This is a genomic window from Arthrobacter pascens, from assembly GCF_030815585.1.
Lineage (GTDB): Bacteria > Actinomycetota > Actinomycetes > Actinomycetales > Micrococcaceae > Arthrobacter > Arthrobacter pascens_A.
Genome location: NZ_JAUSWY010000001.1, coordinates 562,287 through 576,839 on the forward strand (window position 1 = coordinate 562,287; position 14,553 = coordinate 576,839).

At 62.1% G+C, this 14,553-nt stretch carries 15 protein-coding genes; 7 read left to right on the forward strand and 8 right to left on the reverse strand.

All coding sequences use genetic code 11. The annotated features are described in order from the left end of the window. Positions 1-4: 4 nt before the first annotated feature. Positions 5-535 carry a hypothetical protein gene (locus tag QFZ30_RS02635; protein ID WP_307073209.1) on the reverse strand — a complete coding sequence of 177 codons (531 nt, stop codon included), beginning with the start codon at positions 533-535 and terminating at the stop codon, positions 5-7. 537 nt (positions 536-1,072) lie between these two features. Between QFZ30_RS02635 and QFZ30_RS02640 the strand changes: the two genes are divergently transcribed. Continuing rightward, a complete protein-coding gene (locus tag QFZ30_RS02640) occupies positions 1,073-1,771 on the forward strand; it encodes an alpha/beta fold hydrolase (protein WP_307073211.1) in 699 nt (232 codons plus the stop codon). A gap of 328 nt (positions 1,772-2,099) precedes the next feature. On the opposite strand, the gene QFZ30_RS02645 is transcribed toward QFZ30_RS02640, so the two are convergent. The 5 genes from QFZ30_RS02645 to QFZ30_RS02665 form a co-directional block, all read right to left on the reverse strand. Next, entirely contained in the window at positions 2,100-2,843 is a 744-nt protein-coding gene (locus QFZ30_RS02645) for a GAF and ANTAR domain-containing protein (protein WP_307073214.1), read from the reverse strand. Between the two features lie 389 nt (positions 2,844-3,232). Continuing rightward, positions 3,233-3,619 carry an MmcQ/YjbR family DNA-binding protein gene (locus QFZ30_RS02650; protein ID WP_307073216.1) on the reverse strand — a complete coding sequence of 129 codons (387 nt, stop codon included), beginning with the start codon at positions 3,617-3,619 and terminating at the stop codon, positions 3,233-3,235. 106 nt (positions 3,620-3,725) lie between these two features. Further along, positions 3,726-4,658, reverse strand: coding sequence for an SDR family oxidoreductase (locus tag QFZ30_RS02655; RefSeq protein WP_307073218.1), 933 nt, complete (start codon positions 4,656-4,658; stop codon positions 3,726-3,728). Further along, positions 4,655-5,143, reverse strand: coding sequence for a MarR family winged helix-turn-helix transcriptional regulator (locus QFZ30_RS02660; protein ID WP_307073220.1), 489 nt, complete (start codon positions 5,141-5,143; stop codon positions 4,655-4,657). Before QFZ30_RS02660 ends, QFZ30_RS02655 begins: the two co-directional genes overlap by 4 nt. A 136-nt stretch (positions 5,144-5,279) precedes the next feature. Next, complete coding sequence (locus QFZ30_RS02665) at positions 5,280-6,185, reverse strand: NADP-dependent oxidoreductase (protein ID WP_307073222.1); 906 nt, start codon at positions 6,183-6,185, stop codon at positions 5,280-5,282. Between the two features lie 667 nt (positions 6,186-6,852). Here QFZ30_RS02665 and QFZ30_RS02670 point away from each other — a divergent pair. Beyond that, positions 6,853-7,551 carry a class I SAM-dependent methyltransferase gene (locus QFZ30_RS02670; RefSeq protein ID WP_307073224.1) on the forward strand — a complete coding sequence of 233 codons (699 nt, stop codon included), beginning with the start codon at positions 6,853-6,855 and terminating at the stop codon, positions 7,549-7,551. Positions 7,552-7,845: 294 nt separating this feature from the next. Here QFZ30_RS02670 and QFZ30_RS02675 read toward each other — a convergent pair whose 3' ends face one another. Next, positions 7,846-8,589, reverse strand: coding sequence for a class I SAM-dependent methyltransferase (locus QFZ30_RS02675; protein WP_307073226.1), 744 nt, complete (start codon positions 8,587-8,589; stop codon positions 7,846-7,848). 231 nt (positions 8,590-8,820) lie between these two features. Here QFZ30_RS02675 and QFZ30_RS02680 point away from each other — a divergent pair, with 231 nt between their 5' ends. The 3 genes from QFZ30_RS02680 (at position 8,821) to QFZ30_RS02690 (ending at position 10,702) form a co-directional block, all read left to right on the forward strand. Further along, entirely contained in the window at positions 8,821-9,627 is an 807-nt protein-coding gene (locus QFZ30_RS02680) for an APH(3') family aminoglycoside O-phosphotransferase (RefSeq protein WP_307073228.1), read from the forward strand. Positions 9,628-9,741: 114 nt separating this feature from the next. Further along, positions 9,742-10,227: a hypothetical protein gene (locus QFZ30_RS02685; protein ID WP_373462802.1), complete on the forward strand. Its 486-nt coding sequence runs from the start codon at positions 9,742-9,744 to the stop codon at positions 10,225-10,227. Next, complete coding sequence (locus QFZ30_RS02690; RefSeq protein ID WP_307073230.1) at positions 10,214-10,702, forward strand: GNAT family N-acetyltransferase; 489 nt, start codon at positions 10,214-10,216, stop codon at positions 10,700-10,702. Before QFZ30_RS02685 ends, QFZ30_RS02690 begins: the two co-directional genes overlap by 14 nt. Before the next feature lie 1,058 nt (positions 10,703-11,760). Here the strand turns inward: QFZ30_RS02690 and QFZ30_RS02695 are convergent. Then, on the reverse strand, positions 11,761-12,774 hold the full coding sequence (locus QFZ30_RS02695; RefSeq protein ID WP_307073232.1) for a LacI family DNA-binding transcriptional regulator: 1,014 nt from the start codon (positions 12,772-12,774) through the stop codon (positions 11,761-11,763). A gap of 152 nt (positions 12,775-12,926) precedes the next feature. Here QFZ30_RS02695 and QFZ30_RS02700 point away from each other — a divergent pair, with 152 nt between their 5' ends. Both QFZ30_RS02700 and rhaI read left to right on the forward strand, forming a co-directional pair. Continuing rightward, positions 12,927-13,310, forward strand: coding sequence for an L-rhamnose mutarotase (locus QFZ30_RS02700; protein ID WP_307073234.1), 384 nt, complete (start codon positions 12,927-12,929; stop codon positions 13,308-13,310). Between the two features lie 74 nt (positions 13,311-13,384). Next, positions 13,385-14,551 (forward strand): L-rhamnose isomerase, encoded by a 1,167-nt coding sequence (gene rhaI, locus QFZ30_RS02705; RefSeq protein WP_307073236.1) that lies wholly within the window; start codon positions 13,385-13,387, stop codon positions 14,549-14,551. Positions 14,552-14,553: the final 2 nt, after the last annotated feature.

Below are 14,553 nucleotides of genomic sequence, written 5' to 3' on the forward strand. Positions count from 1 at the left end.
GTGCCTAAAGAAGGGAGTGGGTGATTGTTGCCGAGTAGACGGCGGCGGCGGCGCCTCCCGGGACTGCGACGCTGATCGTCGGGTTCCAGGTCGCGGAGTTGTCCCCGGTGATCCCGGTCGCCGTGACCGCGGGAACTACACCGACGAGGCTGGCGGGGTCATTCGCTATGTAGGTCGCTGTGCCCACCTTCGCGATAGTTCCGGCCGTGTAGCCTACAGCGCTGGCAGCAATGGCTGTTCCAGGCGGCGACGGGATGAAAGCGGTGGAAATGACGCTTGCAACCCAGCCGGAACCGGCAATGGCGCTGCGCGCATCATTGACCTGCACCTGCCCCAAGGCTCCGCTGATAGTCCCCCCGCCAACAGTGTTCGCCCGGGTGCCAAGGTTGGCACCTGTAGGAACGCTGATTGCGAGGGCACCTCCCGTGACCTGGATGGTGGCGGTTGTCGGATCCGCCGAGGCGGGCAGCGCCGTACTCCCGGCGAGGGCTGCGGAGAAGGCGAGGACGAGTGCGGCGCGGGTGATTGAACCCATGAGTGGGACCCCAATTTGCTAGAGACAGGATGAGTATTGGATCAGGAAGAAGCGCTTGACGCGTCTGTCGACATTCACTGTGGACCGGAAGGCGGGTCCAGCGATTTGCTGGTTGCCCGCTTCTAGCCTGCTGATCGGCTCATCGCGTGAGAGCAATAAGAAATCCGTTCTGTAGCCCCCACCATGAACGGATATCACCAACGACGTGGTGCGTAACGTCACTGTGTGCCTCTTTCGGCTGAAAGTCAATTAGATAGATTCCTCGGTGTACCTTTACGCGAGTAAGGGAACCCTGCCGTCCGCGGGCATTGCAGAGCCGGGATAACGAACCAACTTCCTCCCTCAGGGACGGTTCTCTGTGTCCTGCTTAGTGAAAACTGAGAGGGTCCCCTGGGCGGTTCTCCCGACGGCGCCGGTGGAGCCACACGGCCCAAACGCCGCAGCAAGTCCACGCACGGGTAGGTTGTTCGGGCCTGTGCCCTTTCACGCGACGACCCGGGCCGGGGGTGCCGTTGGCTAAAGTGGACGTGTTCGTACATGTCTTGGAATTGGGGTGGGATTTTGGCGGTTTTCATACTGATTCATGGTGGCGGTTCCACCGCATGGGACTGGCATCTGGTCAGACCGCTGCTTGAGGCATCGGGGCATGACGTCATTGCGATCGACTTGCCCATCGAAGACGAGAATGCCGGGCTTGAGGACTACGCCCATGCAGTAACTGCAGCGGTGGGCGACGTTCAGCACACCATCGTGGTCGGCCACTCGCTAGGAGGCTTTACGGCGCCCTTGGTTTGCGACGAGCTCCAATCGGACGGACTGGTATATCTCGCAGGAATGATCCCACTACCGGGCGAAACATTCGGCGACTGGTGGACCAACACGGGTCATCATCGCGAAACCATAGATCCGGACCCCCAGGCGGCGTTTTTCAATGAAGTCCCTGAAGATTTGGCACGCCTGGCACGTGACAAGGAGCGCGACCAGCAAGGTGCATGGATGGCACGGCCCTGGCCTGGTCTGCGGCATCCGGCCGTCCCCACCAGAGCAATACTGTGCCGTGACGACCGGTTCTTTCCAGCGTCATTCATGAGACGCCAAGTACACCAGCGACTTGGAGTCGAACCGCTGGAAATTCCAGGGGGTCATTACGCCACCTTGAGCAATCCAGAAGCTGTAGCTGCGGCGCTGAACGACTTCGCCCAAAGGATCGCTGAGACGCAGGGCAAGATGATTTGAGGATCTTCCGGTCGCTAGGACGATGAAGGTATGCAGTGCGTCTCACACCCGTGTTCCAAGGAAATGGGGCAGCGGCGCCTCGGCAAGAAAGCCCACCGATGGGGGACCGGTGGGCTTTCCAATTCGACACTATCGGGAGCCGTTTAGGACATCGAGTGGAGGAACCGCAACCGAGTGATGAGGCATCCTCTGCCCTGCTCTGCGGGGGAGTAGGAGAACTGATATCGAGGCCCTGGCATTCGTCATGGCTTTCGTCAGTACTGAAAGGCTGCGCTTTGTGCTCACTATGAGGACCTCAGACCTCACAGTTGGCCAGGCCATCCCGTCCTTACGCGTCGAAGTGCGTCCGGACGGTCGGGTCCTGGCAAAGCGAGGCGACCACTGATGCGGCGATGTCCCGGAGTTTGACGTTTCGGGTGCTGGAAGCGATTTTCAGGATCTTGAACGCCCTCTCCTGGCTGCAGCGGTTTTGCGCCATGATGGCGCCGGTTGCCAGGTCGATGGTGGTCCGGGATTCCAAGGCTGCCATGAGATTGGTTCTTGCCTCGGCCAGCTGGCTGATCCGCACGGCCAGGCGAAGTGCTTTTGATGCATGATATGAGTAAGTTTCGACCATGCTGATGTCCCCACCGGTGAAGCCGTGGGGTCGGGTGGAGTACAGGTTGAGGCCGGCTACCGCTTCCCCCTCAAGGACCAGTGGCACGGACAGGCTGGATCCTACTCCTGCCTCCAGAGCGGCGGCAGTGTAGTCGGGCCAGCGGTTCTCGTGGGTCAAATCGGGTACATGCACAACGACCTGTTGGCGGATCGCTGACAGGCAGGGTCCGTCGCCGGCACTGTATTGGGTTTCATCCAACAGGCTGGCCCTTTCCGCGCTGCTGGCCACCGTCACTGGTTTCTTTCGCTGAATCAGCGTGATGCTGCAGAAGGCATTGGCCGCGTCGGCCAAGGTGACGGCGGAGAATTCAGCAAGTTCGTCCAGCATCTCTTTCACGTCGTCGGTTTTCAGGACAAGATCCTGCAAGTGGTCAATGACGAGATCTGGGGACAGTAGATGTGTTTCGTCGGCCATGAGTGGCCTCGTTCCTCAAGGGGCCCTGACAACAACCCTTTGAGGGGGACACCGGAGGACGGCGGAACAGCTCGTGCGGCTGTCCCTTGAGTATGCTCCGCTTCTACTGCAATCGCCAACAATCCCCGCTACCACGCCCTCCGATGGGCTCTACGGACTCACCCCAGGTCTGTGCGACGATCCTCATCCGAGTGGGCCGCGTCCATCTGAGAAAGCGGCTCCGGCTTACTGGCTCGGGGTAGTGGCGTAGGTATCCTCACCAACTGAATTGACCGTCTCCCACGGACGTTCCCCACGTAGGGATTCAAGCCTGCAGATGGGGTGGCACCGGTGGACCGGCGCGACTCATGTTGGGGTGTGCCCGTTACAGCTCTCTACCTGGGTAAGGGTCAGGGACGATCTTGCCCGAACCGACTTGGGCCGATTGGCTGCTGCGCCTTCGGAAGGTTTTCCACCACCAGGAGGTACGACTCAGTCACGAGATCATCAACCAGGAGCGGGTCTATGTCCTTGCCCTCGGACAGTGTGATCCAGTGTTTCTTGTTCATGTGGTAGCCAGGGGTGATGTGTTCGTGCGATTGCTGCAAGGCTTTGCTGTCTGCGGGGGACGCCTTTAGCACCACGATCGGCTCTCCGGTCACTTCCGTGAGCAGCATGAAGACCTTCCCGCGCACCTTGTACACGTCCCAGTCCTCACCGAAGGGGTGTTCCAGCTCCGTGCCGGGCAGCTCCTGCGTACGGGCCGCTGCCCGCTCCTGCAGCTTCGTTCCTTTCAAAGTGACATTCCTTCCAAGATACGACAACTGCCACTGACTAGGGCGACGGCCCGCAACGACGGGCAGAAGAGGAATTCAGCCGGCGCTGTTGGGACTTTGACGTCGATTATTGGGGCACGCCTATGTGGTGGTTAGGTTTGACCAATTCGTTGGTGAGGCGGGCGATGGCGTCCTCGGCCGTGGGAGGGGGCCCGAACAACTGCTCCTGTCGGCGGGGGTCGGCGACGTATCGGCCGGTCTCGAACCAGCCGAACATCGCCGTCATGTCCTGCACTATGGGCCAGAAACGCCCGGCGAGGGCGCCTACGGAGCGGGTGACGGCAGACGGAACTGCGCGGACCTTGATCGGTTTCCCAGCGCTGTCAGCCATAAGGTTTGCCACCTCGAGGACGCTGACCGGCCGGTCCCAGCCGATGTCGATGCGCTCAGCGTCTTCGGCATCGGCGTCGACGGCTGCCGCTAGGTATGCCGCGAGGTCGGAGGTGTGGACGAAGGTCAGCGGGACGGATGTCTTGCCCGGCCACATCATTCGGCCTTTTTCGACCGGGTTGCCGCCCATGCTTGCGACCTGGTCGATGAATGCCCCTGGACGCAGGGCGATGAACGGGACTCCAAGCTGTTCGAGCTTGTCCTCGGCGACCTTTTTGTGCCAGAAGTGGGGGACGTTGGGTGTCTGGTCGCTGGTCAGGATACTGGTCAGGACGAAGCGCCGGATACCGGTCCGGTGGGCCGCTTCGGCGAGGTTGGAGTTGCCGACGGTATCGATGTCCTGCGCGTTCTTGCCGCCGCGGGTGTATCCGGCGGCGGTAGTGATGACGGCATCCGCCCCGTGCATGGCGGCGACGAGCGAGTCGAGGTCGAGCATGTCGCCGCGGGCGATTTCGACGCCCTTGTTCTCCAGGCGGCTAGCGTCGGTAGTTGAACGGACCAGAGCGCGAACGCTCTTGCCGCGTTTGAGCAGTTCGTCGACGACCTTGCCCCCGAGGGAGCCGGTGGCCCCGACGACGAGGACCGGGAGGGTCGATGGGGTGGTGGTCATGAGGTCTCACTTTCCGTCCGGTCCGTTGTGGTCCGGGTGTTGATTGCGTTAACGATGGCGTCAGCGGCGTTCATCATGGACTCCGCCTGCTGTGGTGACAGATTCCGCGTCGTGGTCTCTTCCAAGGTCCGCCACATGGAGGTGATCGGCTCACGCATGGCTCGGCCCTTCTCGGTGAGATGGACGACGAGCACGCGCCGGTCGTGTTCGGCAGGCTGGCGGATAAGAAGGCCGGCGTCTTGCATGCGGCGCAGGGTCTTGGAGAGGGTGGAGTGGTCGAGTCCGACGCTGGCGAGCAGCTCGGACTGGGTCTGGCCCTCCCGGTCGAAGAGGTGCATGAGCACCAGTTCTTGTCCGGGATGCAGATCCAGTTGTCGGAGCAGGCCGGCGGCGTAGCCCCGGTGGGCGCGGGCAAGTTGGAAGATCGAGTAGCTCACTGGACCTTGGTCGAAGGTAGTGGGGATGTGCAGTTTTGGGGTCGGCATCGTTTTGTCCATTCAGCCGCTATGCGTCGGGTAGTCGGTGTAGCCTACAGCGCCACCTCCATAGAAAGTCGCCGGGTCAGGGTGTTTGTATTCCTTCGGTGCGGTGATGGTCACGGGGCGGAAAGCCAGGGCGTGGTCAGGCGAGGGTGAGCACGAGCTTGCCGCGGATGTGCCCGGTATCGCTGACTTGCTGGGCCGTGGCGGCCTGCGTGAGGGGGTAGGCGTTGACTGTGGTGACGAGCTTTCCGATCGCTGCGTCCTGCGCCAGCGCAGCCAGGCGCTTGGCCGAGCGCTCTGTGGCACCGTTGGCAAAAGTGATCCCGAGCTGGTGAGCGCCGAAATCGGCGAGAGTGACAATCCGGTCGGTGCCACCGCGCAGGGTGATGGAGTCCTCGAGCGCCCCCTTCCCTGCGACGTCGAGCACCGCGTCCACACCGTCGGGAGCAAGAGCCCGCACCCGCTCGACCAGCCCACCCCCGTACAAGGTCGCGTCGGCACCGAGTGAGGCGACATAGTCCTGGTTGCCGGGGCCGGCGGTGCCGATGACATGCACACCGCGGGCAGCGGCGAGTTGAACCACGATGGTCCCGACCGCTCCTGCGGCACCGTGGACGAGCAAAGTCTCCCCGGGTTCAACGCCGAGCAATTTCAAGACCCGCTCGGCTGCCTCGCCCGCCACAGGGAGCGATGCCGCGCGTTCCCAGTCAAGTTCGGCCGGCTTGGGGGCGACGATAGTGGCCAGCGCGTACTGGGCGTAGGCGCCGGTATCCGACCACCCAACGACCTCGTCCCCCACGCTCACATCCGTCACGCCGACGCCCACTGCGTCCACCGTGCCGGAGACCTCGAAGCCCGGAATTACGGGCAGTGCCGTCGGGAACACGGCCAGCAGCGCGCCCGAGCGGATCTTCCCGTCCAGCGCGTTCACTCCGGCCGCCCTGACCCGGACACGCACTTGCCCAGGACCGGGGTGTGGGACCTCGACGTCCACCTCGCGCAGAACATCGGTTCCGCCGAACTGGTCAAACTGGATAGCTTTCATGGTCTCTTCTCCCTCTAAAACGAAATGTGTGGCTAGCCACCTACTATACATGAGATATGTGGCTAGCCAAGTATCTCGGTGACCAGTCGCGGAAAAGCCGGCACAGGGTCGTCATAGGATGCGGCAAAGGTATGGCAGCCTAGTGGGTGTACCGCCTGGCGAAGTAGCTGTGGGGGCCAACCCGGATGCCGCCCGAAGGCAACAGATTTTGCCATTCCCATGTGGGGGAGGGCCTCTCAATGGCCGGCACGGCTAGCATCGCAGTATCAGGACCATCGAACGGATTCCGTGGCAGAACTTTCACATGTCGCCGCAGCACAACGTCCACTTCCATGCCGAGGCGATCCGTAGGGGGAGGGTCCCATCAAGGGTGTCCCGTTTCTAAGGAACTGTGATGCTGCGTGGCGCAGCATCACAAAGAGGGAGCCGTCCCGGTCCTACCGTGGTGCGGTCATCCTCGTCAGCCACGACGATGCGCTCCTATCCCGGCTTGAGGCCGTGGACCTGGGTCTGTTGCTAGGCATGAGCAGGCGGCTGTACCGTCGAAGTTGGTCTGCCCATGTGGTGGACTGTGAGGGTGACTCAACCAAGCTCTGAAAATTGCCCCTCATCCTCGGCGACTTACCCCAGATCTGAAAGTGGGGCCTGGTTCTATGACCGTCCCGGCGTGGCTGAGCGGTACGGAGCTCATCGCCACGGCGGAGTGTCCAGCCCGAACTTCGTCATGGAGGAGCCGGCGCTGCTTGCAGAGCTCGGAGACGTCGCAGGGCTGGATGTCCTGGACCTTGGCTGTGGAGACGCAGCACTGGGGGCAATGCTCCTTGAACTGGGATGCACCAGCTATCTGGGTATTGATGGTTCCCAGGAGATGGTCACGCGAGCCGAGGTAACACTCCAGGACCCTAGGGGGACAGTGGCCCTTCAGAATATGGAGGAGCTGTCGCTTCCTGCCAGGAGCATCGACCTCGCGGTTTCGCGGCTGGCCGTGCATTATCTTGAGGACCTGGACGCCGTTCTGCGTGCCTGCCATGCCGCACTGCGTCCCGGCGGGAGGCTGTGCTTCTCAGTCCTTCACCCCGTCATCACCTCATCGGATGTGCAGCCATCGCCAGGACCGCAGGGAAGTTGGACCGTTGATGACTACTTCCTGAGTGGAGCCCGGGAGCGCTTGTGGATGGGCGACACAGTGACCTGGTTCCACCGAACCACTGAACAGTATGTGGGTGCAATTAGTGGTGCAGGATTCAACCTGACAGCTATGCGCGAGTGCGAACCGGAACCCGGCCGATTCGGCGGAGACGAAGCCGAGTTGGCGCGCAGGAGGCGTGTTCCGATGTTCCTACTGCTGTCGGCCCGAGCAACCTGACGCTTGCTCGGTCGTTTCGCCACCCCGAACGGCAGTGGACTGCGCCGTGGACCGGTCTACGGGTTCTAAAGAATGGCAGTTGCGAGCTGGGAGTGCCGGCCGCGGGAAGTGTCCCAGCTCTAAGGAAGTGGAACGGTGCGCCTCTCGGTGACAGTGCGGCGAGGAACGGCCACCACTGCTCCTTCGCATTCCGACCAGCGAGTTGAAGGAACCTGTGGGCCGTTGTGCTGTTAGCGGGTCGACTTGCGGGAGCGTTCCGTGTCCTTGCCGCTGCAAGACCAGCGTCTCTTTCGCTCAGCCTCTGTGCCGTGCGAGCAGGCTGAACGCATTCGGGACCTGGCCGTTCCAAGCGGCTGCGTCCATGCCGTCGGGCCGCCAGAACGGTTCGGGGTGCTCCTCGAGGTGCAGGATCTCGAAGCCCGCACCGGTGATCGTCATGATCGTCTCGGCGAATGTTCGCTGGTACTCGACAGCACCGCCTGCAGGAAATGAATCATTGACATGGCTTCGGGCGAAGTACCCACGGTCACTCCGAACCTCGACCTTGTCGCGGTCCCAACTCCACAGTGGCGTCAGGGGGTGCGCTTCGTAGATGAAGAGGTGGCCTCCTGGGCGCAACAGGCGGCGCATCTCGGTCAGCCATGCCTCCAGATCGTCGACCCAGATCAGCGCACCCTTGCCGGTGTAGACGAGGTCGGCCGAATTATCGATGAGTCCACTCGCAGGCAGCGTCGCGGTCACATACCTGCAGTCGACGCCTAGTTCGTCTGCCCGGCGCTGCGCTGCGGATGCGGCCGTGGGGCTGTAGTCGACACCGGTGACGCTGCCGGCGCCAAGGTGTATCAGCGCGACGTCGTCGATGCCGTGGCCGCTCATCGGGTGCACCACGTCGGCGTCGACGACGATGTCGCGGAGGACGGCTTCCTCGAGGGGGAGCAGACGGGCGTACTTCGCCTCGTCGAGCAGCTCGTTGTACTCGTGGATGTGCTTCTGCGACGCTGATTCCCACGCCTGCTGCGTGTTGCCGTGAACGGTCATTACGCCACACTCTCAGATAATCGGTGCTGACACTATGGCTCGGGTGAAGGATCCGTCATCCCTGAAATGAGGAGTTCGAGTTGGCTAAACAGCCCACGGCCCGTCCTCGTCGTTCGCTAGGTCCAGCTCACTGCCGGACAGTAGCTGTCAGGAACTAGAGCCAAAAAGCGGTTGATTTAGGGCGACTCCGCACGGGGGCTGGGATCCTGGGCTGACCTTTAGTATCGAGGAATGACTCAGCAGCAGGTTAAGGCACTTCGGCGACGGTACTCCCGCCACGAGTGGAGTCCGGTCAGCACCGGCTGCTCTGGCGCGCTGGTTTACAGGCTGGGAGGAGCCAGCGACCTGTATGTGAAGGTAGCCCGCGTGACTGCACATCTCGACACTGGATATCATTTGGCCGCCGAGTCCGACCGGCTGGGCTGGCTTGCCAAGGCCGGAATTCCCGCCCCCGAGGTTGTCGAATACGACCCCTCCGACGACTGCGCTTGGTTGGTCACAACGGCCGTACCAGGGCGGTCGGCCGCTGAACACTGGCCGGCCGACCAGCGGACTTACGTGATAGACGCCCTGGCCGATGTCACCCTCACCCTGCACGGCCTACCGATCGATGACTGTCCTTACGACCGGAGTCTCGCCGTCACCGTGCCTGCCGCTGAGCACGCAGCCCGGCTGCATCTGGTTGATCTCGAACGGCTGGACCCCGCCTATGAGGGTTGGACACCGCAGCAGCTTCTCGAAGATGCTCACGCCACTGTGCCCACCTTCGAAGATCTAGTCGTCTGCCACGGGGATCTCTGCCTGCCGAACGTACTGCTCGACCCTGACACTCTCGCGGTTACAGGGCTCATCGACGTCGGCCGCCTTGGGCGCGCCGACCGTTACGCCGACCTCGCCCTAGCCTCCCGTAGTATCACCAGTACCCTGAACCCCCAGTACGGCGTTCTCCACGCCGATCGTTACCTCACCCGCTATGGCGCGGACCAGGTCGACACCGACCGAGTCACGTTCTATCGGCTCCTCGACCAGTTCTTCTGATCGCACCAATCAGAACTCTTCGTTCATGATGCGAGTCGCTCGTCCAATTCCATTACGATTGGCGAAATGCGCTTAGTGATGTTGGGTGGGGCTCCTGGAGTTGGAAAGACCAGCGTGGCGAGAGCACTCCTCGGATTGATGGCGGGCGGTGACCCGTTGGTTCAATGGATCGACGTCGACGCGCTGTGGCAACACCAACCCTGGCGGGTGGATGACCGAACAAAACTGATGGTCCAGAGAAACCTCCAGGCCGTGCTGGCAAACGCGGATGCTGCCGGCGTCGACGTCGTGATCGTGACCTGGGTCTACCAAAGCGGGGAGTTTCATAGACTGGTTGCAGATCTGGCTCCACTGAATTGGGAAACCTTCACGGTACAACTCCGGGCGAGTGCGACGGTCTGGCGCGAACGGTTCGCCCTTGATACAGCCCGTCCAGCTATCGACGCATTCTATGAGCATCGCTACTTTGCCGCTCAGTCGACGCCCGCGGATCACATTATTGAGACTGACGGTTTGGGCGTGACTCAGATCGCGACGATGATTCTCAGGCTGTTGAACCAGGGCCAGACTTCGTTAGGAGGATCCGTTGGCAATAGCTGATGATCCTGTTTCCGTGGTTGCTGACCATGGAGTTGCAGGCGTCAGGGAGTCGGCAGCGATTTGGGTACATGCAAAGGCATACCGTGACCGGAATTCAAATCCGGCCACGGTTGAAGAAACCATGCCGGGCATCCGGAGCCGCCTCGACCTTGATGGGGCGGTGCTGCTACTTGCTCAGCGCAGTGGCTCTTCTGTGGGCTTTATTCTGTTTGCACCCCGTGAGCGGACCCTGGAGATCTTCTATCTTGGTGTTGCCCCCGAGATGTGGGGCCGAGGCATTGGGAGGCGTTTGCTCCTCAGCGCCGAGGATCATGCGCGAAAGATTGGCCAGCAGGCCCTTGAACTGTGGGTCATTAATGATAATGACCGTGCTATCCATGTTTACGAGAGATCCGGTTTTGTCGCTACTGAAGAGCTGAAGCGGGACGTAAAATCAGGGCGCCTCGAACGACGTTTCCTCAGGCCTCTAAGCTAGATGGAATGCTGGCCCGCGCCCACTAGACGGCCCGGAGTCCACGGTGTGCGTGGATCTGGCAACGTCGGGGCTGTTCAGCGCATAAAGTCAGTGCATAAAGCCACTCCCATCCCTGCCGCGGTCGTACTTACCGCAACGCGTGCAGCGCCTATAGCGGCCGCTGCCATCCTCTGTGGATTCTATGTGCCAAACGTGGCGCAAGTTCAGTTTGCACATCAGGATCTTGAGCATGGCTCTCCGTTCCGAAGCACGCTTAACACGCAAACCAAGTTCGCCACGTGACCCATCCAAGTTTATGCGGCGCCTCTTGTGGCCGCCAGTGAAACATGCCTCCGGTGGCACGTAGAAGCCTCAGCGAACAGCAGCTTATAGACGTAAGGCACGACGACGGTAGCAAGCTTCGCGTTCGGTGGAACGGACCACCTGGTCGCCCTGTCCGCTCTGGCGCGAGGTTCATGAACGGCAAACTCGTCGAACGACCCGACGAATCGGGAGGTGATCAGCAAGCCGCGTGACCAGGGTGGCCGTGGGACCGGTCGGCATGTCGCCAGCATCTGCGCGTGCCCCCGGTACGTGTTGGTCAAGAAGACCATCCGCTGCTTCTGGTCGTACAGGGCGAGGCGGTGGTCGAGCAGTTCGGGGCCTTGTTTGCCCCAGTACCGCCCCATTTGCCGCTCTGGGCGCCGAAGCCCGTCGAGGCTGGTAAAGACGTCGAAAGTGTAGGTCGCGGTCATGATGAAGAGCCGGCCAGCCGGGCTAACGTACCCTTGCCCATATGGGGCCGTGGATGAACAAGCGATGAAGGAGTGGCAACTGCCAGTTATCACGCTGCTTTTCGTGGCTGCCTTTGTGATTCTCTATCTCAACGGTTTCTTAGGAAACTCCGCGGTTCCTTAAGTAAGGGGCTAATGGGCCGTCCCGGTTCCAAAGAGGTGGGCAGGTCCAGGAACTGTTGGCGTTCTTCTCAATCCTGCAGGCCCGTTCACTGTAGTTAGTCTCCCGGAGCTCAAACAACTCACTGGAGTCCCTCCGCTCCGCGAGCCTCTGAGCACTGGGTTCTAGGCTCGCCCGGTGCTCTGGCGCACCACCAGCTCCGGAGTGAAGATCACGGCCCGGTGCTTGGGGTTCTCCGCTTCCACTTCTTCCGTCAGCAGCTCAATGGCGGTCCGTCCAATAGCCTCGGTGGGCTGACGGATCGAGGAAAGCGGCACCACGGCAGAGACGGCAAAGTCGATGTCGTCGTAGCCAATCAGCGCGATGTCCTCGGGGATTCTGAGCGTATGCGTCATGGTGAGCGACTGCATGACACCCAGGGCCAGGAGGTCGTTGGCGCAGAAGATGCCATCCGGGAGTTCTGTGCGGCCACGTTCCACCAGCATGTTGCCCACGCTCCGGCCAGCCAGGACGGTCTGCCCGTCCGAATCCAGCACCTCCAACGTGGCGTCTTCTTCCTCCTTCACGGCACGCCGGGCGCCCTGCAGGCGGTCTGCCACCTGCCGGATGGACGTGGGGCCGCCCACAAAGGCGAGCCGACGGCGCCTGGTGTCCAGCAGGTGCCGGGCCGCCAGGTAACCGCCGGCGTCGTCGTCAACGGATACGGAACTGTACTGGCTCTCATCAGCGAGCCGGTCCACCAGGACAGTGGGAACACCTCGTTCGCGGAGCTGGTCGAGCCGCTCGGTGACGTCGCCGACGGGGGAGATGAGCAGGCCCTGCACGCGCTGCTCCTGGAACAGATCGATGTAGTTGGCTTCGCGGCCGGCGTTGTGCCCGCTGTCTCCGAGGAGCACGGCGCTGCCATGGAGCGCAGCGGCGTCCTCGGCGGCACGCACCACCGAGGTGAAGAACGGGTTCCCCACATCCAGGACAATCAGGCCGATGGTCCGGCTTTGGCCCGCGCGCAACTGACGGGCAGCATCGTTGCGGATGAAACCCAGCTCCTCGATGGCCCGCAGCACGCGCTCCTTGGTCCGCTGGGACACCCTGTCCGGGTAGTTCAGGACGTTGGACACCGTGCCCACGGCCACGCTGGCGTGGTTGGCGACGTCCTTAATGCTGGCTGAACGATTCATGTTTCTCCGTGCCTCTATGCCGTGTGCAGTACGTTCCCGGAAGCTCATCAGACCATGGTCCGGGAATCGCTTGACACCTACTCAAGTTCAAGAGTACTTTGAATCGTAACAATGAAACGATTCAAAGAAGTGAAAGTTCAAGAGAGTCCCAGATGAGGGTGTGTTTCCGCTCCTCGGTCCAGCCAGCGCTGATCGATGAATACCGACGGCGGCACGCGGCCGTGTGGCCTGAGATGCTCCGTGCGCTCAAGGATGCAGGCTGGAACAACTATTCGCTGTTCCTCGGGTCTGACGGCCTCCTCATCGGCTATCTCGAATGCGACGATTTCGACGCCGTCCGCGCAAGGATGGCCCTGGCCGACGTTAACGCCCGTTGGCAGGCGGAGATGGCCTCCCTTTTTGACAACGCCGAAAACCCGGACCAGGCACCCGATGAAGGGTTTCGGGTTCTCGAGGAAGTCTTCAACCTTGATGACCAGCTCGCCCGGGCGGCCGCCGGCTCAGGCCGGACCAGCGGGCTGAACCACACCGGCTGAGATTTAAGGGCTCCAGCAGCAGCCTGCAGTAGGCAACCAGACCAGAGCAACACAAGAGACCGGAAAGAACCATCATGAATGACGTAGCAACGGCGCTGGGCAGGCTCGGGGAGCTTGCCATCGAGGTCCCTTCGTGGGCGTATGGAAATTCAGGCACGCGCTTTAGGGTATTCGGCACTGCGGGGACGCCCCGGACGGTGCAGGAGAAGATTGCGGACGCGGCGAAGGTGCATGAGCTGACCGGCCTGGCCCCCACTGTTGCTCTGCATATTCCGTGGGACAGGGTGGATGACTACGCGGCGCTGAAGGAGTATGCGGCGGGCCTGGGCGTGGGCCTGGGCACGATTAACTCCAACACCTTTCAAGATGACGAGTACAAGTTCGGCTCCCTGACCTCCTCCAACGAGGCTGTGCGGCGCCGGGCCATCGCCCACCACCTGGACTGCATCGGGATCATGCACGCCACGGGATCGCAGGATCTGAAGATCTGGCTCGCCGACGGCACCAACTACCCCGGCCAGGACGATATCCGCGGCCGCCAGGACCGCCTGGCCGAGTCCCTGCAGGAGATCTACGAGGCGCTGGGCGACGCGCAGCGCCTGGTGTTGGAGTACAAATTCTTCGAGCCGGCTTTCTACCACACCGATGTTCCGGACTGGGGCACCTCCTACGCGCAGACCCTGGCGCTGGGGGAGAAGGCCATGGTCTGCCTGGACACGGGCCACCACGCCCCGGGCACGAACATCGAGTTCATCGTGATGCAGCTGCTGCGCCTGGGCAAGCTGGGCTCCTTTGACTTCAACTCCCGCTTCTACGCGGATGATGACCTGATTGTGGGCGCGGCCGATCCGTTCCAGCTGTTCCGGATCATGTACGAGGTCATCCGCGGCGGCGGCTATGGCAAGGGCTCCGGCGTGGCGCTCATGCTGGACCAGTGCCACAACCTGGAAGAGAAGATCCCGGGCCAGATCCGCTCGGTCCTGAATGTGCAGGAAATGACCGCACGGGCCCTGCTGGTGGATACCGAGGCCCTGGCCGAGGCCCAGCGCGCCGGCGATGTCCTGGCCGCCAACGGCATCTTCAACGATGCCTTCTACACCGACGTCCGGCCCATCCTGGCCGAATGGCGTGAAGCCCGCGGCCTGCCCGCGGACCCGATGGCCGCCTTCAAGGCCAGCGGCTACCAGAAACAGATCAACGAGGACCGCGTCGGCGGCCAGCAAGCCGGATGGGGCGCATAGGC